Annotated in this window: 19 protein-coding genes; 4 read left to right on the forward strand and 15 right to left on the reverse strand. The window is 67.1% G+C overall.

Translation table 11 applies throughout. The features are described 5' to 3' along the window. Positions 1 to 280 precede the first annotated feature (280 nt). The 8 genes from AC27VE_RS19510 to AC27VE_RS19545 form a co-directional block, all read right to left on the reverse strand. Entirely contained in the window at positions 281 to 1267 is a 987-nt protein-coding gene (locus AC27VE_RS19510) for an ABC transporter ATP-binding protein (protein ID WP_006224906.1), read from the reverse strand. Further along, positions 1257 to 2297, reverse strand: a complete 1041-nt coding sequence (locus AC27VE_RS19515; RefSeq protein WP_488704732.1) for an ABC transporter ATP-binding protein — start codon at positions 2295 to 2297, stop codon at positions 1257 to 1259. The genes AC27VE_RS19510 and AC27VE_RS19515 overlap by 11 nt, the downstream gene beginning before the upstream one ends. Continuing rightward, a complete protein-coding gene (locus tag AC27VE_RS19520) occupies positions 2294 to 3781 on the reverse strand; it encodes an amidohydrolase family protein (protein WP_488704733.1) in 1488 nt (495 codons plus the stop codon). The genes AC27VE_RS19515 and AC27VE_RS19520 overlap by 4 nt, the downstream gene beginning before the upstream one ends. Then, the gene (locus AC27VE_RS19525) at positions 3781 to 4974 is read right to left on the reverse strand and encodes an amidohydrolase family protein (RefSeq protein ID WP_454676412.1); all 1194 of its coding nucleotides are present in this window, start codon (positions 4972 to 4974) and stop codon (positions 3781 to 3783) included. The genes AC27VE_RS19520 and AC27VE_RS19525 overlap by 1 nt, the downstream gene beginning before the upstream one ends. Positions 4975 to 5002: 28 nt before the next feature. Next, positions 5003 to 5944, reverse strand: a complete 942-nt coding sequence (locus tag AC27VE_RS19530; protein WP_088590640.1) for an ABC transporter permease — start codon at positions 5942 to 5944, stop codon at positions 5003 to 5005. Then, on the reverse strand, positions 5934 to 6926 hold the full coding sequence (locus AC27VE_RS19535; protein ID WP_006224911.1) for an ABC transporter permease: 993 nt from the start codon (positions 6924 to 6926) through the stop codon (positions 5934 to 5936). Before AC27VE_RS19535 ends, AC27VE_RS19530 begins: the two co-directional genes overlap by 11 nt. An 81-nt stretch (positions 6927 to 7007) precedes the next feature. After that, positions 7008 to 8585 carry an ABC transporter substrate-binding protein gene (locus tag AC27VE_RS19540; RefSeq protein WP_488704734.1) on the reverse strand — a complete coding sequence of 526 codons (1578 nt, stop codon included), beginning with the start codon at positions 8583 to 8585 and terminating at the stop codon, positions 7008 to 7010. A gap of 102 nt (positions 8586 to 8687) precedes the next feature. Next, positions 8688 to 9425: an aspartate/glutamate racemase family protein gene (locus AC27VE_RS19545; RefSeq protein ID WP_006224913.1), complete on the reverse strand. Its 738-nt coding sequence runs from the start codon at positions 9423 to 9425 to the stop codon at positions 8688 to 8690. A 248-nt stretch (positions 9426 to 9673) separates the two neighbouring features. Between AC27VE_RS19545 and AC27VE_RS19550 the strand changes: the two genes are divergently transcribed. Continuing rightward, positions 9674 to 10393: a GntR family transcriptional regulator gene (locus AC27VE_RS19550; protein ID WP_488704735.1), complete on the forward strand. Its 720-nt coding sequence runs from the start codon at positions 9674 to 9676 to the stop codon at positions 10391 to 10393. Between the two features lie 121 nt (positions 10394 to 10514). Here AC27VE_RS19550 and AC27VE_RS19555 read toward each other — a convergent pair whose 3' ends face one another. Beyond that, complete coding sequence (locus tag AC27VE_RS19555) at positions 10515 to 10805, reverse strand: DUF3579 domain-containing protein (RefSeq protein WP_006224915.1); 291 nt, start codon at positions 10803 to 10805, stop codon at positions 10515 to 10517. A gap of 261 nt (positions 10806 to 11066) precedes the next feature. On the opposite strand from AC27VE_RS19555, the gene AC27VE_RS19560 reads away from it, so the two are divergent. Both AC27VE_RS19560 and argF read left to right on the forward strand, forming a co-directional pair. Continuing rightward, positions 11067 to 12290: an aspartate aminotransferase family protein gene (locus AC27VE_RS19560; protein ID WP_488704736.1), complete on the forward strand. Its 1224-nt coding sequence runs from the start codon at positions 11067 to 11069 to the stop codon at positions 12288 to 12290. A 14-nt stretch (positions 12291 to 12304) separates the two neighbouring features. Then, positions 12305 to 13246 (forward strand): ornithine carbamoyltransferase, encoded by a 942-nt coding sequence (argF, locus tag AC27VE_RS19565; protein WP_006224917.1) that lies wholly within the window; start codon positions 12305 to 12307, stop codon positions 13244 to 13246. Between the two features lie 73 nt (positions 13247 to 13319). Here argF and AC27VE_RS19570 read toward each other — a convergent pair whose 3' ends face one another. Genes AC27VE_RS19570 through AC27VE_RS19590 form a run of 5 tightly spaced genes read right to left on the reverse strand, consistent with a single transcriptional unit; the run spans position 13320 to position 17188 of the window. Beyond that, entirely contained in the window at positions 13320 to 14171 is an 852-nt protein-coding gene (locus AC27VE_RS19570) for an alpha/beta fold hydrolase (protein ID WP_488704737.1), read from the reverse strand. Positions 14172 to 14204: 33 nt separating this feature from the next. Beyond that, positions 14205 to 14768, reverse strand: coding sequence for a DUF4286 family protein (locus AC27VE_RS19575; protein WP_280030051.1), 564 nt, complete (start codon positions 14766 to 14768; stop codon positions 14205 to 14207). Positions 14769 to 14780: 12 nt separating this feature from the next. Beyond that, positions 14781 to 15311, reverse strand: coding sequence for a carboxymuconolactone decarboxylase family protein (locus AC27VE_RS19580; RefSeq protein ID WP_006224920.1), 531 nt, complete (start codon positions 15309 to 15311; stop codon positions 14781 to 14783). 2 nt (positions 15312 to 15313) lie between these two features. After that, entirely contained in the window at positions 15314 to 16267 is a 954-nt protein-coding gene (locus AC27VE_RS19585) for a Bug family tripartite tricarboxylate transporter substrate binding protein (RefSeq protein WP_006224921.1), read from the reverse strand. 54 nt (positions 16268 to 16321) lie between these two features. Next, positions 16322 to 17188, reverse strand: a complete 867-nt coding sequence (locus AC27VE_RS19590) for an amidohydrolase family protein (protein ID WP_488704738.1) — start codon at positions 17186 to 17188, stop codon at positions 16322 to 16324. Between the two features lie 96 nt (positions 17189 to 17284). On the opposite strand from AC27VE_RS19590, the gene AC27VE_RS19595 reads away from it, so the two are divergent. Further along, positions 17285 to 18193, forward strand: coding sequence for a LysR family transcriptional regulator (locus tag AC27VE_RS19595; protein ID WP_488704739.1), 909 nt, complete (start codon positions 17285 to 17287; stop codon positions 18191 to 18193). Here the strand turns inward: AC27VE_RS19595 and AC27VE_RS19600 are convergent. Beyond that, positions 18190 to 19590 (reverse strand): heavy metal sensor histidine kinase, encoded by a 1401-nt coding sequence (locus AC27VE_RS19600; protein WP_488704744.1) that lies wholly within the window; start codon positions 19588 to 19590, stop codon positions 18190 to 18192. The genes AC27VE_RS19595 and AC27VE_RS19600 overlap by 4 nt on opposite strands. Positions 19591 to 19611 lie beyond the last annotated feature (21 nt).

A 19611-nucleotide genomic window follows, 5' to 3' on the forward strand; every position in this document is an offset into this window, starting at 1 on the left:
CACCACCACCCGCTGTTGGTGGGAACCCCAAGCACGCCGCCCTCCCCGGCTGACGTCAGGGCACAGCTGCTGGAGTCTGGCGCTTGGGTGGCCTGGGGCGCGCGGGGAGTCGATAAGCCCGAGGGAATCCGAAGGCAGCGGCCGCAGGCCGCCACGAGGATGACGACGGGGCAGTCCGGAGCGAAGGCTCCGGACCGCAATCGTTGACCCGCGCGCCCCAGGCCACCCACACGCCAGACGTCAAAAGAACACCACAACCGCCACCAAACCCCACACCCCACTAAGCCGCCACCGCCCCCCTCTCCCACCTCACCGCATGACACCGTAACTGCCGCCCACCCACGCTGCTAACCTCCGGCACTTCCACGCGGCACTCTTCCCGGGCATCCGGACAGCGGGGATGAAACGTGCACCCCGCCGGCGGCTGGATCGGGTTCGGCACTTCGCCGCCCATGGGTTCCCGGTCGCGCCTGGGGTCTTCCAGGTCTGGAATCGTATCCAGCAACATCCGCGTATACGGATGCTGCGGCGAATCGAACAACTGGTCGGCGGCCGCCTGCTCGACGATCCTGCCCAAGTACATCACCGCCACGCTGTCGGACACGTGGCGCACGACTGACAGGTTGTGGCTGATGAACACGTACGTCAGCCCGAATTCCTTTTGCAGGTCGCCCATCAGGTTCAGGATCTGCGCCTGCACCGACACGTCCAGCGCGGAAGTGGGTTCGTCGCAGACCAGGAACTCGGCTTCGGTGGCCAAGGCGCGCGCGATCGAAATGCGTTGGCGCTGGCCGCCCGAGAACTCGTGGGGGAAGCGGCCGGCGTCGCTGGCGGACAGGCCGACCAGTTCCAGCAGTTCATCGACCCGCCGGCGCGTGTCGGCGGGCGTGCTACGCAGGCCTAGCGTGATGATCGGTTCGGCCACGATGTTGCCCACGCGCCAGCGCGGGTTCAGGCTGGCATAGGGGTCCTGGAAAATCATCTGGGGATGCAGCACGCCGCCGGTGCGGTTGCGGCCGTACTCCAGCTTGCCGCGTGTGGGGGCCACCAGGCCCACCAGCAGCTTGGCCAGCGTGGACTTGCCGCAGCCGGATTCGCCCACGATGCTCAGCGTGGTGCCTCGCGGCACCGCCAGGGACACGCCGTCCACCGCCTTCAGCGTTTGCTCGGGCTGGCGCGACAGCGTGCGTTCCAGCCAGGGCGGCGATACGTCGAACCAGCAGGCCAGGTCTTCGGCCCGCAGCAGCAGGTCATCGTTACGCGGCATGAGCGACTCCTCCTTGATGCAGCCAGCAGGCGCTGACGGTGGCGCCTGCGGGGGACGCGGCCAGCGGCGGGCGGGTCTGCGCGCAGCGTGGCCCGGCCTGGGCGCAGCGGGGATGGAACGCACAGCCATCGGGCATGGCGTGCAGGCGCGGCATGGCGCCGTCGATCTGGTTCAGCCGGGCGGCACGCTGGCGCAGGCCCGGGATGGCGTTCATCAGGCCCTGGGTATAGGGGTGGCCGGGACGACGCAGCACGTCCAGCACCGGGCCGATTTCGACGATGCGGCCGGCGTACATCACGGCTACGCGATCGGCGGTCTCGGCGATCACCCCCATGTCGTGGGTCACCAGCAGCACCGACGTGCCTTGTTCCCGGCACAGCCGGCGCAGCAGCGCCGTGATCTGCGCCTGCACGGACACGTCCAGCGCGGTCGTCGGTTCGTCCGCGATGATCAGCGCAGGCCGGGCCGCCAGGGCCAGCGCGATCACCACGCGCTGGCGCATGCCGCCCGAGAACTGGTGCGGATAGTGGTCGATGCGCTTGTCGGCCGCCGGGATCCCCACGGCCAACAGCAATTCCAGCGCCCGGGCGCGCGCCGCGGCGGCGGAGCACTTGTCGTGGTGGCGAATGGTTTCGACCAGTTGGTCGCCGACCGTGAACAAGGGGTGCAGGCTAGTCAGCGGATCCTGGAAGATCGCGCCGATTTCCTTGCCGCGCAGCCGCTGGCGCGCCTTGGGCGGCAGGTTGTCGATGCGCTTGCCCGCCAGGTGGATCTCGCCGCCGCCCAGGCGTCCGGGCGGCTCCAGCAGGCCGATCACCGCCATGCCGGTCAAGGACTTGCCCGCGCCGGACTCGCCCACCATGCCCAGGATTTCGCCGGGCTGGATGTCGAAACTGATATCGCGCGTGGCCACCAGGATGCCGTGGCGGGTCGGGAATTCCACCGACAGCCCGCGCACGGACAAGGTCGGGGTCGTGGCGGGTGCGGCGTTGGCCGTTGGCGCAGCCGGGCGCGGTAGGATTGCCATCATGACGGGCTCCTTGCGGGACGCGGATAGCTGGAAGAGAAAATCTGGTCGACCGGGGGATGCCCCCAGGTGCGGTCGGGGTAGCGCGCGATCACGCCGTCGAACTGCGATTGCGCCTGTTCTTGCGCCAGGCGCGCGTCGAAGCCCGCGATATGGCCGTCCACCATGACGAAGCGGCCGTCGATGATCACCTGCGACACGTCGCGCCCGCTGCCGCTGACCATCAGCGTCTGGATCGGGTCGATCATGGGGCCGTTGCGGTCGTGCGAGAAGTCGAACACGACGATGTCGGCCTTGGCGCCCACCGCCAGCCGGCCCAGGTCGGGCCGGCCCAGGGCATCGGCGCCGCCGACCGTGGCGGCGTCGTAATAGTCCTCCGAGCGCACGGCTTCGGTGGAGCCTTCGACCACCCGGCACAGCATCATTCCCACCTGCATGTTCAACACCATGTCGGGCGGCCAGGTGTCGGTGCCCATGCCGATGTTCACCCCCATCTTGCGGTAGCGTGCGAACGACTCCAGCGTTGCGCCGTGGCGTCCCGACACCAGCGGGCAATGCACGATGCTGGCGCCCGCGTCGCGGATGATTTCGATGTCTCGCCCCGGCCGGTCGATGTGCCGGGAACCGGACACGTAGGTGCCGTGCGGCAGCAAGGCGCGTTCGGACAGGAAATCCAGGCTTTGCAGCCACTCGGGCGGACTCATGCCGTGCTGCTCCAGCACCAGGTCGTATTCCAGGCGCGACTGGCAGCAATGCAGCCGGATCGGGATGTCGCGCTCGCGCGCGGCAGCGGCCGATGCGCGCAACAGGCCTGGCGTGCAGGTCTCGATGCGGTCGGGTGACAGCATGGCGCGCACGCGGCCGTCGTGGCGGCCTTCGATCTCGTCGCAGAACGCCACGGCCTCGGCCAGGCCGGCCATGCCACGCGCCTCGTCGTAATGGCAACGGATCTTGCCGTCGCCATCCACATAGGTATGGCCGCTGCGGTACGCCGGCCCCAGGTACACGCGCAGCCCCAGTTCGCCAGCCGCGTTGGCGGCCGACAGGAATTCGTCGCGAGTCTCGCCCCAGACGCGATAGAACAGAGACGCGATGGGCAACGCGGTGGTGATGCCGTTGCGGATCAGCTGCGCGAAGGCGTAGCGCTTCTGGAAGGCCAGTTCGGCGGGGGTGTACATCTCGTACGGCCCCTGCTTCATGTAGGTTTCCGGCCAGATGCGGCCCTTGCGCCAGGCGGGAGAATTGTCGAAACCCAGGATGGTCGTGTCCAGGTCCGACAGCGCGTCCAGGTCCACGAAGCCCGGGCCGATCATTGCGCGGCCGTAGTCATGACGGCGCGCGACTTGCCCCGGATAGCGATGGCCGACATAGACGATGCGGTTGCCTTCGAAGACGACTTCGCCGTTCTCGTACAGGCAGTGCCGCCCGTTTTCATGGCCGACCACCCAGCGGGCAGTCAGCAGGATCGGGCCTTCGGCGGCGCGCATCAGGGCGCCTCCACCAGCGCGCGGCCGTCGCGGGCGACCACGCGGCCCCGCTTGACGACCAGTTTGCGCACGGGCCGCGACACGATCGCTTCGGCCACCGTTTCGGCGTCCACCAGCACGAAGTCCGCATGGCAACCGGGCGCCAGGCCGTAGTCGGCCAGATTCATGACGCGCGCGTTGCCGTAGGTGGCCACGTCCAGCGCCAGCGCCAGTTCGTCGTCGCGCCGGAAGTTGTTGCGCAAGCCCACCAGCATCGTGCGTTCCAGCATGTCGGGCTTGCCGTAGGGGCCCCAGGTGTCGCGCATGCCGTCGTTGCCGGTACAGACCGTGACGCCGGCCTGGCGCAGGCGCGCCACATTGGGCACGGGACGCGATGCGGATCCCGTCGTCATGATGTGCACGCCCGCCTCCAGCAGGCCATCGGTCAGCGCCTGCACGGCCTGTGTGTCCGTCATGCCCAGGCAGAACGAATGCGACAGGGTGACCTTGCCCTGCATGCCCAGCGCCAGCACGCGGTCGATTGTCATCTGCATCGAAAACGCGCCCAGTTCGCCGGCCTCATGCAGGTGGATGTCGATCGGCTTGCCGTGCTTGTCGGCCAGGCCGAAGATGGCGTCCAGATGCCCCTTGGGGTCGCGGTCCATGCCGGCCGGGTCCAGCCCACCCACGACTTCCGCCCCCATGCGCAGGGCCTCGTCCATCAGTTCCAGCGTGCCCGGGCGGATCAGCAGCCCGCTTTGCGGGAAGGCCACAAGTTCCACGTCGATCTGGTCGCGGTACTGCTCGCGAGCGCGCATCACGCCTTCGATGGCCGCAAGCCCGATGTCCGTATCCACGTCCACGTGACTGCGGATGTGGCTGGTGCCGTCGGCGATCGACATCACGATCTGCCGCGCCGACTGCCGATACGGGTCGATGCCCAGGCGCTTTTTCTCGGCGCGCTCGTTCTCGATCTTGTCGATCAGCCGCGGCCCCACCTCGTTGCGATACCAGGGCATGCCATACATCGTCTTGTCCAGATGCGCGTGGGCGTCGATCAGCCCAGGCAGCAACAGGGCGCCCCCGCCATCCACCACCGGCACGCCGGCGGGGGCCGCGCCGCCCAGCGCCTGGATGCGCCCATCGCGCACCAGCACCGACGTCAGCTCGCCGCCGGCCGGGCGCACTTGGGTATACAGCGTTGCGTTTTCCATGCTTGACCTCTATTGAAACGGTGCGCCTTCAGCGCAAACGGGGATTCAGGGCGTCGCGCAGCCAGTCGCCCAGCAGGTTCACCACCAGCACGATCAGGCTCAGATACAGCGCGGGGAAGACCACCACCCACCACTGCCCCGAAAACAGGAACTGGTTGCCCAGGCGGATGAGCGTGCCCAGCGACGGCTCGGTGGGCGGCATGCCCACGCCCAGAAAGCTCAGCGTCGCCTCGATCAGGATGGCCAGCCCCAGGTTCAGCGTGGCGGTGACCATGACGGGCGTCAGCGTGTTGGGTAGGATGTGCGTCAGCATGATGCGCAACGGGCTGACCCGGATCAGGCGCGCCGCCTGCACGTATTCCTTGCCGCGCTCGACCAGCGCCGACGCCCGGACCGTGCGGGCGTACTGCACCCAGTTGGTCATCGAGATGGCCAAGATCAGGATCACGGACGACAGCGTTTCGCGCAGGCCCGGCGGCAGCAGCTGCCGGAACACCGCCGTGACCAGAATGGCGACAAGAATCGTGGGGATGCTCAACAGCGTATCGCCCACCCGCATCAGCGCGTTGTCGATCCAGCCGCCGAAATAGCCGGCCGCCAACCCCACCAGCAGGCCGATCGCCAGCGACAGCACCACCGTCGCCAGGCCGATTACCAGCGACATGCGCGAGCCATACAGGATGGCCGACCACACGTCGCGGCCCTGCGTGTCCGTGCCCAGCAGAAACTGCGGGTCGGCGCCCTCCACCCAGAAGGGCGGCAGTTCGGCATTCAGCAAGTCCAGCTGCGCCAGGTCATAGGGATTCTGCGGCGCGATCCACGGCGCGAACAGGGCCAGCAGCACCACCACCAGCAGCACGATGCCCGCGCCCATCGCCACGTAGTCGTGCCGCAGGCTCCACCACAGGTCGCTTTGCAGGAAACGCGACAGCCGGCTCTGCGCGCCGCCCGAAAAAGGTTTAGTGAGCATTGGCGCCTCCTTTGACGTGCTGGCTGCGCAGGCGCGGATCGACCACGCCATACATCATGTCCACCAGCGTGTTCAGTGCCACGAAGATGAAGGACACGATTACCAGATAGGCGGCCATGACGGGGATGTCCACGAACATGACCGATTGGATGAACAGCAGCCCCATGCCCGGCCACTGGAAGACGGTTTCCGTGATCAGCGCGAACGCGATCAGGTTGCCGATCTGCATGCCCGTCACGGTAATGACGGGCATCAGACAGTTGCGCAGTGCCAGCCGGAAATGCACCACGCGGTCCGGCAGGCCGCGGGCCCGGGCAAACTTGATGAACTCGGTGCGCAGCGTCTCCAGCATCTCGGCCCGCACCAGCCGCATGATCAGCGTGATCTGGAACAGCGCCAGCGTGATCGACGGCAGCACCAGCGCCGCGCGGCCCGAAGGCGTCAACAGGCCCGTGGACCACCACCCGATCTTCACCGTATCGCCGCGGCCGAAACCGGGCAGCCAGCCCAGTTGCACCGAAAATATCAGGATCAGCATGATGCCCACCACGAAACTGGGCAGCGAGATGCCCAGGATGGACACGAACTGCAGGGCCTGCGCCACCCGCGACTTGCGGTAGATGGCCGTCAGCACGCCCAGCGGCACGCCGATGACCAGCGACAGCAGCGTGGCCATCATCACCAGTTCGAAGGTGGCGGGAAACCGTTCGGCCACCAGCGCGAACACGTCCTGCTGGTTGCGATAGGAAATGCCGAACTCGCCTTGCGCCGCATTGGTCACGAAGTGCACGAACTGCATGCCCACCGACGCGTTCAAGCCCAGCCGCTCGCGCAGTTCGTCGCGCTGCGTCTGCGAGGCCTGCTCGTTCAACATCATGTCGACGGGGTCGCCGACAAAACGGAAAATCACGAAGGCCAGCAACGCCACCGCCAGCATCACGCCAACCGCGTTGAAAACCCGTCTAACAATGAATGCCAGCATGTGCGGCTCCCTTCAGACCCGATCTCAGACTCAGGGCCGCCGCGCCCGACGCTGGCGCGCGGCGGCCCGCTCAGGCACGCATCACTGCATGCGCACGTTCCACAGCCGCGCCTTGTTGTCCGGCATCTGCAGCACTTCGCCCACGTTCGCGCCCACCGCCCAGGCCATGGGCTGCTGATGCAGCGGCAGGAAGCGCACGTCGTCATGCAGCGTCTGCAACACCTCGGCCATCATCTGGATACGCTTCGGGCGGTCCATCTCGGCGGCGGCGGCATCGATCTTCGCGTCCAGCGCGGCGTCGCCCCACTGGCCCCAGTTGAAGACGCCCGCCGGGCCCGTGCGGCTGTGCATCACCTGCAGCAGGATCGACAAGGCGTCGATCTGCGGCTCGTTGGCCCAGCCGTGGATGGTGATGTCGAACTCGCCGCGCGAGCGCTTGGGGTTCTGCAGCGAACGCGGGCCGCTGGCCAGCGTGGCCTTCACGCCGATCCGCGCCCACATCGAGGCGGCGGCCTGGCACAGTTCTTCCTCGTTCACGAACATGTCGTTGGAGCACAGCAAAGACAGTGTGAAGCCGTCGGGGTAGCCGGCATCGGCCAGTAGCTTCTTGGCGCGGGCCGCATCGAATGGCAGCCGCTCTTCCTGCTTGGCCTCGTATCCCGGAATGGACGGGGCCACCAGCGCGCCCGTGGTGCGCGACAAGCCGCGCATCACGCGCTTTTGCAGCAGGTCGGGCGACAGCGCCATGTACAGCGCCTGGCGCACGCGCAGATCCTTGAGCGGATTCTTGTCGGTGATGTTGGAACCGACGAGCTTGTCGCCCAGGTTGAAGCCGAAGTACAGCGTGCGCAATTCGGTCGCCGCCAGCACCTTCACGTTCTGCGCTGCGCGCAAGCGGTCCAAGTCCTGCAGCGGCGCGTTTTCCGTGAAATTGATGTCGCCTGACAGCAGGGCCGCTACCCGCGTCGGGGCCGAGGCGATGGGCGTGAACTCGATGCGGTCCAGGTTGTGGCGGGGCTTGTCCCACCAGTCTTTGTTCACGACCAGCACGGTCCGCGTATCCGGGCGGTACGACTCCACCTTGAACGGACCGGTGCCGTTGGCGTTGTGCGTGGCGTAGCCTTCGACCTTCTTCGCGGCATCCGTCGGCTTGGTGCTGTTGTTATCCACCAGCCACTGGCGGTTGAAGATGAAGATGTTGGTCAGGTCGTTGAGCATCAGCGGGTACGGATGCGTCATCTCGATATCGACGGTGAAGTCATCGACCTTGCGCACCGCTTTGAAGGCGGGCAGGTTGCCCTTGAGCGGTGAGGCGTCGTCCGACACGCGGGTCATCGAGGCCACCACGTCGTCGGCAGTGAACGGCGCGCCGTTGTGGAACTTCACGCCCTGGCGCAGCTTGAAGCGCAGCACAGTGGGCGACGTGGCTTCCCAGGACTCGGCCAGCGCGGGCGTGATGTTGAACTTGTCGTCGTAGCGAATCAGCGCTTCGTACACGTGGTTCAGAAACGCCAGGTTGAAGGTGCTGCCGTAGGAATACGGATCCAGCGAATCCAGATCGCGCGCGGCGCCCCACTTCAGCGTGTTGGCGGCGGAGGCCCCGGTGATGGCGGACAGCGCGATCACTGCCCCGGCGGTCCATTTGAGCAACGTCTTCATGGCTGCAACTCTCCCTTGTCTATCGTTCTGAAATACCGGTTTGAAGTCGCCGGGACCGGGCCCGGCGCAATGCGTGAAGCAATCGGATCAGGTCTGGCCGGATCAGGCCGCCGCGCAAAGGCGCTGGGCCCGGTCCAGCGAAGCCAGGGCCAGCACCTGCGCCAGGGCGGCGCGGTAGGAATCGATGATGGGAACGGCAGGCCGGCGCGGCAGGGCTGGCAGGTAGCCGGCCAAGGCGGCGCCCGCCACGATCACCACGTCGGCGCCCTGCGCCACGGCGGCGTCCAGCGCACGGCTGACCTCGGCCGCCGACTCGGGCGAACGCGACACGTAGTCCAGCGCGTTGCCGGGCAAGGCGATGATGGCGGCGCAGCGGGACTCCAGCCCCAGTTGGCGGATCTGTTCGCGCAGCATGCCGGGCCAACGCTGGCCCACGGTCACGATGGCGTAGCGGTCGCCGCGCTGCATGGCGGCCATGATGGAGGCCTCGGCCATGCCCACGACGGGCACGGGCAGGCATTCGCGCACAGCGCCGATGCCCGGCTCTCCGAAACAGGCCAGCAGGCAGGCGTCGAACGGCGTCTCGGCCCGGGCCGCCTCGCGCTCAACGGTCTCCAGCACCGCATGGGCCGCAACAGCTGCCTCGACGCGGCTGGCGATATAGGCGGGCCCGAACGTGGCGGTGACGGCATGCACGTCGGCGGCGCCGCCAAAGAAAGCGCGCGCCTGCGCGGCCAGGCTGACGGTCAGGTCGGAAGTGGTGTTGCCGTTGACCACCAGCAGGCGGTACGGCGTGAAAGCGGGCCGATCGATGGCGACGGCGTCGGGCATGGCTGACATGGAATAAACCTCTATCGGTTTGTATACAAACTAGTCATAGCATTCGGCTCATACGCACCGTTTTTGTATAAATGTTTGTATACGATTTATGCCGACAATGTACGCGCTTGGTTGCTACCTTCAAGCTATCGCTAACCCTTACCGCCCGGTGTAGTATGCTTGCCTACACCCCGCCGTGCGCGCCGGCAGCGGATGCCGGACCTTTCCAACACAATGAAAACGCGCATGCACAGGAGCCTAAGAAGAAGATGAAACCTCTCGCGCCGCCGGCTAACGAGCCCGCCAAGAAAGACATAAACCGCAGCGAAATCGTATACATAAATTTGCGCCGCGCCATCATCGAGCAGGCCTTGCTGCCGGGCGACAAGCTGCCTGAAGACGTCATTGGCGACCGCTTCGGCGTCAGCCGGACGATCGTGCGGGGGGTGTTGACGCGCTTGTTCAGCGAAGGGCTGGTGGATCTGCGGCCGAACCGGGGGGCCGCGGTGGCGCGCCCCAGCCTGGAAGAGGCGCACGACATCTTCGAGGCGCGCCGCTGCCTGGAACGCGACGTCACCCGCCGACTGCTGCAGCACATCACCGAAGCGGGGCTGACGCGCCTGGCGCAGCACGTGGCGCAAGAGGAAGAGGCCCGCAAGCGCAACAGCACGAACGAATCCATCCGGCTGTCAGGCGAATTTCACATCCTGATGGCCGAGCTGTCGGGCAATGCGGTGTACGCCCGCTATGTGAACGAGATCGTGTCCCGCTGCTCGTTGATCCTGGCGCTTTACGGCCGCCCGCATTCAAGCGAATGCGCGGTCAGCGAGCACATGGAGATCGTGGAAGGCCTGCGCGCGCGCGATGAAAAGCACGTGCTGCATCTGCTGGAGCATCACCTGGAGTCGGTCACCGCGCGGGCGCTGCTGAGCACAGACGGCTCGGGTGTGCGCGACATCCGCAAGATCCTGGACCGCTACGGAACCTGAACGCGGCGCGGCGATGCCGTGCACGGACGGACCGCGTAGGCGCGGACCCGCCCGATGGGCGCGCAGGTGTCCCCCAAGAATGAGAAAAGCGCCCGGTCGGGGCGCTTTTCGGTTCTGGGGCCTAGATTTCGCGTTCTTCCGTCTTGAGGTTGTTGTCGCGAGCGAAATCCACCACGAACTTGTACGCCAGCGGTTCCAGGTCGCGCAAACGCAGGTCGACCACGACTCCGCGCACGCCGTCGATGACGACGGGCAGCACGTAGGGCGAATAGGTGAGGTGGTTACCAGCACAGCCGGCGGGCCGGAACTGTGCCATTACGCCGGCGAGCCGCTCCGCCCAATCGCTGGGGCGGAATCGGCTACCGCTTTCGGTAACGCCATGAATTACGAATTGTCTGACGCGAGTTGCCATGAGTTCTTTCACTACAGCGCGCCTTTCACGAAAGCCGGATCTTCGGCGTGATCAAACATGCGCCCTGCGCCGCGAATTGTATATGATTGATCCTTTGCCCTCTTCCAAATGACGTTTCTTACAGAAAACGTCACAAAAAAGGGCCCCCACGCTGCGCCTTCGGCTTGCTGCCCCCCGGGGGGGGCAAAGGGCCCCACGCTGCACCTTCGGCTTGCTGCCCCACGAGGGGCGCATTTTGGTAATCCCCCAGGAGGATCCGCAATGACCTCGTCTCTGGCCAATATCTATGCCCGTCTGCCGGTTGCGTTCACGCACGGCCAGGGGGTCTGGTTGTGGGATGCCGAAGGCCGCAAGTATCTGGATGCGCTGGCAGGCATCGGCGTGTCGTGCCTGGGCCATGCCCACCCGAAACTCGTCGCCGCCATCAGCGAGCAGGCCGCGCGCGTCATCCATACGTCGAACATCTATGAAGTGCCGCAGCAAGCGGCGCTTGCCGCCCGCCTGACGGCCTTGTCCGGCATGCAGGAAGTCGCGTTCAACAACAGCGGCTCGGAAGCCAACGAGGCCGCGATCAAGCTGGCGCGCTACTACGCCTACCAGCGCGGCAACAAACACGCCCACATCATCACCATGGATTCGTCCTGGCATGGCCGCACGCTGGCCACGCTGGCGGCCACAGGCAGCGACAAGGCCCGCAAGGGCTTCGAACCGCTGCCCACGGGATTCATCCAGGTGGCTTACAACAACATCGACGCCGTGCGCGCCGCCGGCGACGCCGAGCCGCGCACCGCGGCGGTGCTGCTGGAAGTGCTGCAAGGCGAAGGCGGCATCCGCCCGTCGGACATCGCCTACCTGCAGGAAGTACGCCGGCTGTGCACCGAACGCGGCTGGCTGCTGATGATTGACGAAGTGCAGTCCGGCATCGGCCGCACCGGCAAATGGTTCGCCCATCAATGGGCGGACATCACGCCGGACGTCATGACGCTGGCCAAGGGCCTGGCCGGCGGCGTGCCCATCGGCGCCATGCTGGCCGCCGGCCCCGCCGCGGGCGTCTTCACCCCGGGCAGCCACGGCACCACCTTCGGCGGCGGCCCGCTGGTGTGCGCGGCCGGGCTGGCCGTGCTGGACGCCCTGGAATCCGAGCACCTGCTGGACAACGCCCACACCGTGGGCGCCTACCTCAAAGCAGCGCTCGGTCGTGCCTTGGCAGGCACGGACGGCGTCACCGAGATCCGCGGCCGCGGCCTGATGCTGGGCATCGAACTGGCGCGCCCCTGCGGTGTGCTGGCCCTGCGCGCGCTGGAAGCCGGCCTGCTCATCAACGTCACGCGTGACCGCGTCATCCGCATGCTGCCGCCCCTGATCCTGAACCAGCAAGAGGCGGACCAGATCGTCAGCACGCTGGTTCCGCTCATCCAACAGTTCCTGGCCGAAACCTCCAATTCCACGTCCCGCCTGGGCCACGAGCCTGGCCGGGTCCAATGACCTGCGACATCACCATGACTCCTCCCACGACTCAAAACGGCCCGTTGCGGCATTTTCTCCAGTTCAAGGACTTCTCGTCCGCGGAAATCGCTTACGTGCTGGACCGCGCACGCCTGATCAAAGAAAAGTTCAAGCGATACGAACCCCATATGCCGCTGCACGACCGCACGCTGGCGATGGTGTTCGAAAAGGCCAGCACCCGCACCCGCGTGTCCTTCGAAGCCGGCATGTACCAGATGGGCGGTTCGGTCATCAACCTGACCTCGAACGACTCCCAACTGGGCCGCTCCGAGCCCATCGAAGACACCGCGCGCGTCATTTCGCGCATGGTCGACATCGTCATGATCCGCACGTTCGAGCAGACCCGCATCGAGCGCTTCGCATCGCACTCGCGCGTGCCTGTCATCAACGGCCTGACCAACGAATTCCACCCCTGCCAGATCCTGGCGGACATCTTCACCTACATCGAGCACCGCGGCCCCATCGCCGGCAAGACGGTCGCCTGGGTGGGCGATGCCAACAACATGGCCTACACGTGGCTGCACGCCGCCGAAATGCTGGGCTTCACGCTGCATGTGTCCACGCCCGCCGGCTACGAGCTTGAGGCCTCGCGCATCGGCACGCCGTCGCCCAAGGTGCTGCGCCAGTTCAAGGATCCGATGGAGGCATGCCAGGGCGCGCATCTGGTCACGACCGACGTCTGGACCAGCATGGGCTACGAAGCCGAAAACGAAGAACGCCGCGCCGCGTTCGCCGACTGGTGCGTGGATGCCGAAATGATGGCCGCGGCCGACGCCGAAGCCGTCTTCATGCACTGCCTGCCCGCCCACCGCGGCGAGGAAGTCACCGGCGAAGTTATCGACGGCCCGCAAAGCGTGGTCTGGGACGAAGCCGAAAACCGCCTGCACGTGCAAAAGGCGCTGATGGAATTCCTGCTGCTGGGCCAGATCAAATAACCCGGTACGGCACGGAAAAAGGGCCTGGATATCTTGCGGTATCCAGGCCCTTGGCTTTTGATGCAGGCGGCAATCAGCGCAGCGTGCGTTCCCAGGCCGCAATGGCGTCGGCTACTTCCTGCGGCTTCTCGGGCACCAGGGCGTGCCCTGCCCCGTCGATCACCACGACCGACACCCGGCTGCCGAATTCGTCTTTGATCTCGTTGCGGGTGGCGGGCGGCTTGAACAAGTCCAGCCCCGCCTGCAGGTCCAGCAAGGGCTTGGCCCCGCCCGACCACCAGTCGGACTGGCGCGTGGCCTTGCCCGCCAGGCGCTGGCTTTCGCTGACCTCGGGGTACCAGCCGTTCAACCACACGCGGGCGTCGTTGCCGGGCGCGAAGAACGCGTATTGGATGGACTTCAGCCGCTCGGCGTCGGGCAGCGACAGCTCGGCGCTGCGGTCCACATGTTCGCTCAAGCCCTTGGGGTACTGCTTGGCCGCGGCGGCGACGATGACCACCCCGCGCACCAATTCGGGATGGTCCACGCCGGTCGTGCGGGCCACCCAGTTACCGAAGGCATGGCCCACCATCACCACCGGCTGGCGCGCCACGTTGCGGATCACTGCGGCTTGATCGTCGGCCAGATCGTGCAGCGCGATGCCGGACATCGGCCCCGTGCTGCCGCCGATGCCGCGCGGCTGCGGACGCAGCACGCGGTAGCCGGCCTGCACAAAGCGCGCGGCCAATTCATCGAAATCCTCGGCCCCACGGCCGCGCGACGGCAGCAGCACCAGCGCGGGCCCCTGCCCCTGGTCCAGCACCTCAATATTGGCGCCGTTACCCACCAGCACATTGACGCGCCGGGGCGCATCGGCCAACGCGGGCGACGCCGCCACGACGGCGCACGACAACGCCAGGCCGGCCAGCAATTGCTTCATCATCATGTCTTCTCCGGTCGGGTCTGCCGCCCGCTGGGTTTACAGGATCTTCTTGAACATCGTCCGGCGCGTATTGCGGAACGACGGCCGCACGCGGCTGCTCCAGTCGGTTGCGCGCACGGCCAGCCACGGCGGGCTGCCGAAGGTCTCGCGGGTGTGCAAGTCGTAGCAGGCCAGATAGCGCGGCGCTTCGTCGCGGCATTCGTAGCGCAACGCACGCACCGTGCCCGGCACCGAGGCCAGGCCGGGCAGATGCTCCTGGTCGTACCAGGCGTTCAGGTCCGCCTCGGCCTCTGGCACCACGTCGGTTTCCACGATGTAGTGCCAGGGCGCATCCTGCCCGGCTGACGCGCCCGGCAGGTCCAGCGTCTTGTGCAGCACGCGTGCCCGCGCGCCGGGAAAGCTTTCCGCCAGGCGCGCCTGGATTTCAGGCAACGCCTCGCGCGCACCACGCAGGTACACGTAGGTGTCCTCTTCTTCCACCGCCGCGAACGCGCTGACCGCAACACCGGCCAGCCCGTCGGTCAAGCGTTGGGCCATGTCCGCCGCGCGCGCTTCGTCGAAGCGTTCACCCAGCGACACCAGCAATACCGTTTCCTGCACTGTCTTCTCCTTTCAATGGCCGACGCGCAACGCCACCAGGAAGCGCGACACCATGTTGTACGCCCCGACCGTCGCCGTCAATTCCACCAGTTGCGTGTCGTCGTAGCGGGCGCGCAAAGGCGCGAACACCGCGTCGGGCACCTCGATATCGCGCGTCATCGCGTCGGTCAGCGCCAGCACCTCGGCCTCTCCCGGCGCCAACCCTTGCACCGTCTCCGGCGCCGGGTTGCTGCGCAGCGCATCGATCACCGCCTGCGGCATGCCGCCGGCCAGCGCGTGCGGCACGTGCGCCTCGAACTCGTAGGGCGCGTTGTTCAACGTCGCCACTCGCAGGATGATCAGCTCGCGCAGGCGTGGCGCCAGCGACGTCTTCTGGCGGATGGCGGTCAGCATGGCTTCCCAGCCTTCCACCACGGCGGGGCTGTTCAGCAACACCTGGTACAGCGGCGATATCCGGCCGCGCGCGGCGCTGATGCGCGCCTCCAGCGTGGCCAGCGCCGGGCGGGTGCCCGGTACGACGGGCGAGACTCGGCTTGCGCTCATGCTTACTCCGGACGGATGTTCTTGCGCTGGATCAGCGCGGTCCACTTGTCGCGGTCCGACGCGATCAGGGCGGCCAGTTCCTGCGGCGAGCTGGCCGCGGCCTGGGCGCCGAACTTCTCCAGCTTGGCGCGCACGGCCTCGTTGCCCAAGGCGGCACGCACCGCCTGGTTCAGCTTGTCGACGGTGGCCGCCGGCGTGGACGACGGCGCCACGATGCCGTACCAGTTGTTCGATTCCACGCCGGCGATGCCCTGCTCGGCCAGCGTCTTCACGTCCGGCAGCAGCGGATGGCGGGTGGGCGCGGCAATGCCCAAGGGCTTGAGCTTGCCGCCCTGGATGTGGCCGATCAGGCCCGGCACGTCACCGAAGAAGCCGGCCACCTGATTGCCCATCACGTCGTTGATGACGGGCGCGGCGCCCTTGTACGGCACGTGCAGCACGTTGGCCTTGCTGGCGTCGGCAAACATTTCCATGGTCAGGTGCGGAATGCTGCCGATGCCCGACGAGCCGATCGCGACCGACTGCTTGGCCGCCTGCGACTTCGCCACGAAGTCGGCGGCATCGGTGGCCGGATTGGACGGGTTCACCACGAACACGGTGGCGTTGTTCACCACTTTGGAGACCGGCGCAAAGTCGCGCACCGGATCGTACGGCAGGTCCTTGTACAGCGCCGGGCTGATCGCGACCGCGCCCACGCTGGTCAAGAACAGTACCGAGCCATCGCCTGGCGCCTTGGCCACATAGGCCGCGGCGATGTTGCCGTTGGCGCCCGCCTTGTTTTCGACGATGACCTGCTGCTTGAGCTCTTTGCCCAGCTGCTCGGCCAGCACGCGCCCCACCAGGTCCACCGGACCGCCGGGCGGGAATGCGATGATCAGGCGGACGGGGCCGTCGGCGTGCGCCGCGCCGAACGCGGCCAGGCTCAGCACGGTGGCCGAGAGAATTTTCTTGAACATGGTGTCTCCTCGTTGAATGGAATGTTTTTTTGCTTGCCGTGACGGCCGCGCCGTCTACTTGAATCCGTACAGCCGCGCCGGGTTGTCCACCAGCACGCGCTGGCGCAGCGCGGCATCGGGACACGCGTCAAAGAACGTGTCCACCAGTTCGCCATCGTCGGGCATGTCGCCCGCGACGTTCGGGTGCGGCCAATCGGTGCCCCACAAGGTGCGGTCCGGCATGGCCTCAACCAGCGCGCGCACGAACGGGATGCCTTCGGCGAACGGACGCTGGCCGGAAGCGATGCGGTCGATGCCCGACACCTTGATCCAGGCCTGCGGCACGTCGGCCAGGCTCAGCAACGCGCGCATCGCGGGCGAATCCAATCCGTCGGCCGCCTTCAGCCGGCCCATGTGGTCCACGACGAACGGCACCGGCAGCGCCAGCAGGCGCGGCAACAGGTCCGGCAGCATCGCCCCGTCCACATGCAGGCACAGGTGCCAGCCCAGCGGCGCGATCAGGGACACGACGTGGTCGAACACCGCCGGTTCAGGTGCGCCGCCCAGATGCGGCACGAAATTGAACCGTGCGGCGCGCACGCCGCCGTCATGCAATTGCTTCACGCTGGCCGCCGTGGCATCCGCGCCCAGCAACGCCACGCCGCGGTACCGGCCGCCGCTTCGGGCCAGCGCATCCAGCAAGGCGCTGTGGTCGGCCCCATGGCAGTTGGCCTGCACCACCACGGCCCGCTCCACGCCCAGATGGGCGTGCAACGCTGCCATCTTCGCGTACGGCGCATCGGGCGGCGTATAGGACCGGCCCTCGGCGTACGGAAACACGTCGCCCGGTCCGAAGACGTGGCAATGCGTGTCGCAAGCGCCAGGCGGCAAGGCGTGGCGAGGGCGGGAGGGTGACGCAAGCGGGGGACGGCAATCAGGCACGGGCGGTTCCTGCGGGGAAAACGACATCGTCCCGGATTGCGGGCTGCCAAACAATGCTATATCTTTGATTTCAGATATAGATAAACTAAATATCCGATGGACCTCAAGCAGATCGAGTACTTCGTCAGGGTCGCCGAGCGGCGCAGTTTCTCGCGCGCCGCCGAAATGCTGGACGTGGCGCAACCCACGCTCAGCCGGCAGGTTCGCCTGCTGGAACTGGAGCTGGGGCAGCACCTGCTGTACCGCAACGGTCGTGGCGCCGAACCCACCGAAGCCGGCCTGCGGTTTCTGGAGCACGCCCGCGCCCTGCTGACCCTGGCCGAGCGCGCCAAAGAAGACCTGCAGACCCTGCGCGAAACGCCGACCGGCAAGGTTGTCGTGGGGTTGCCGCCACGCATTGCCCGCGTGCTGACGCCGCCCCTGGTGCAGGCGTTTCGCCGCAGCTTTCCCGACGCCTCCATCGCGGTGGCTGAAGGCCTGAGCGCGCAGGTCCGCGAATGGCTGCTGGCTGGCCGGGTAGACCTGGCGTTGCTGTACGACCCGGCGCCCTCGCCCCAGCTGGCTTATGAATCGCTGTTTCGCGAAGACCTGGTGCTGGCGGCTGCCATGGGGCACCAGCCGCCGCTGCCTGCCCGGGTCGCGGTGGCGCAGTTGGGCGACTATCCGCTGGTGCTGCCCAGCCTGCCCAACGCCATCCGCACGCTGGTGGAAAGCGTCTGCCGCGCCCAAGGCGTGCGCCTGAAGGTGGCCGCCGAAGTCGACGCCGTGCAGACCATCGTGGAACTCGCGGCGCAAGGCGACGCCTATGCCATCCTGCCGCGCTCGGCTGCCCGCGGCCCGGCCGCCGAGCACGCGTTGTCGCTCTGCGACATCGGGTCACCCAAGATCACCAACAACCTGGTGCTGGCCAGCGCCCGCCACCGGCCGGCCACGCGCCTGGCCGCGGCGACCGGCCTGCTGATCCAGAAACTGGAACTGGCCCGCCTGTTCGCACCCGCCGCCTAGCGGTGCGCCGCCTGCCGCGGCGGCTGCGCGTCCACGCTGAAGGCAATGCGCGTCGTCCCGTCCGCGCTGCTGGCCGACACCTCACCGCCATGCATGGCGGCCACGGCCTTCACGATGGCCAGCCCCAGGCCGTGGCTATGCTCCTCTCCATCGCCGCGGCGCGCCGCGTCCACGCGGTAGAAGCGCTGGAACAGGTGCGGCAGATGCTCCGGCGCGATCGGCGGCCCGGCATTGCTGACGGCCACTTCCAGCCTGTCGCCGCGCCGCAGGATGTCGATCACGATCTCGGCGCCCGGCGCGGAATACTGGATCGCGTTCTGCAACAGGTTCGTCACGGCGCGCCGGAACAAGGCCGTGTCGATCAGCGCGCTGGCCTCGCGGTCGCCGTCGATGCGCACGCGCATGCCGGCCTCGTCCAGCAAGAATTCGAAGAACTCAGCCGTCTTGCCGACCTCGTCCGCCAGCACCGCATGGATACGGCCGGTCGCAGCCTCGCCCTGGTCGGCACGCGCCAGGAACAGCATGTCGTTGATCATGGCGCGCAAGCGGTCCAGCTCCTCGAGGTTCGATTGCAGCACCTCTTGCAAGTCGTCCGAACTGCGCCGGCGCGACAAGGCCACCTGGGTCTGGCCGATCAGGTTGGTCAGTGGCGTGCGCATCTCGTGCGCCACGTCGGCATTAAATGCTTCCAACTGGTTGTAGGCGTCTTCCAGGCGAGCCAGCGCGCCATTGAATGACGTTGCCAGGTCTTCCAGTTCCACCGGCAGCTCGGCCATGCTCAAGCGCTGCGACAAGGCACTGGGCCGCAGGGCACGGGCCTCGGCCGACAGGCGGTTCAATGGCCGCAGCCCCACGCGCGTCACCCAGAAGCCCAGCAACGCCATCAGCAGGATGGCCGTCAGCGACAGGCCCGCCATCGCCCACAGCAAGTAGCGCAGCGTATGGGCGTAGGGCGCCGAGTCCATGCCGACGATCAGGCGCACCTGCGGGCGGGCCTGGTTCGCATCCACGGTGACGGTCAGCGTGCGCAAGGCATCCTCGCGGTCCGGCAAGGTGATCTTGCCAAAGCCGTCGGGGTGGCGCTCCAGGCTGCTGATGTCGGCCAGCCCCTTGCCGTATTCGTAGGCGGGGTCATCCGACAGCACCCAGAAGCGCAGGCTGCCGTCGGCGGGCGTCAAGGTATCCAGCTTGGTCTTGAAGCGCCCCCAGCGCTCGGGGTCGACGCTGCGGGTCAGCGAATAGCCGACTTCCTGCGCGGTGGTGCGCAGCGCGTCCTGCTGGATGCGGTCCAGCTGGCGGTCCAGCACGCCGTAAAGCGCCACGCCCGTCAGCGCAAAGGTCGCCGCCGCCGCCACCGCGTACAGAATCAGCAGCCGCGCCTTCAGCGACGCCTTCAATAGGCGCCTCACCGCAGGCCC

The sequence above is a fragment of the Achromobacter sp. 18P8.1.1 genome (assembly GCF_057799415.1).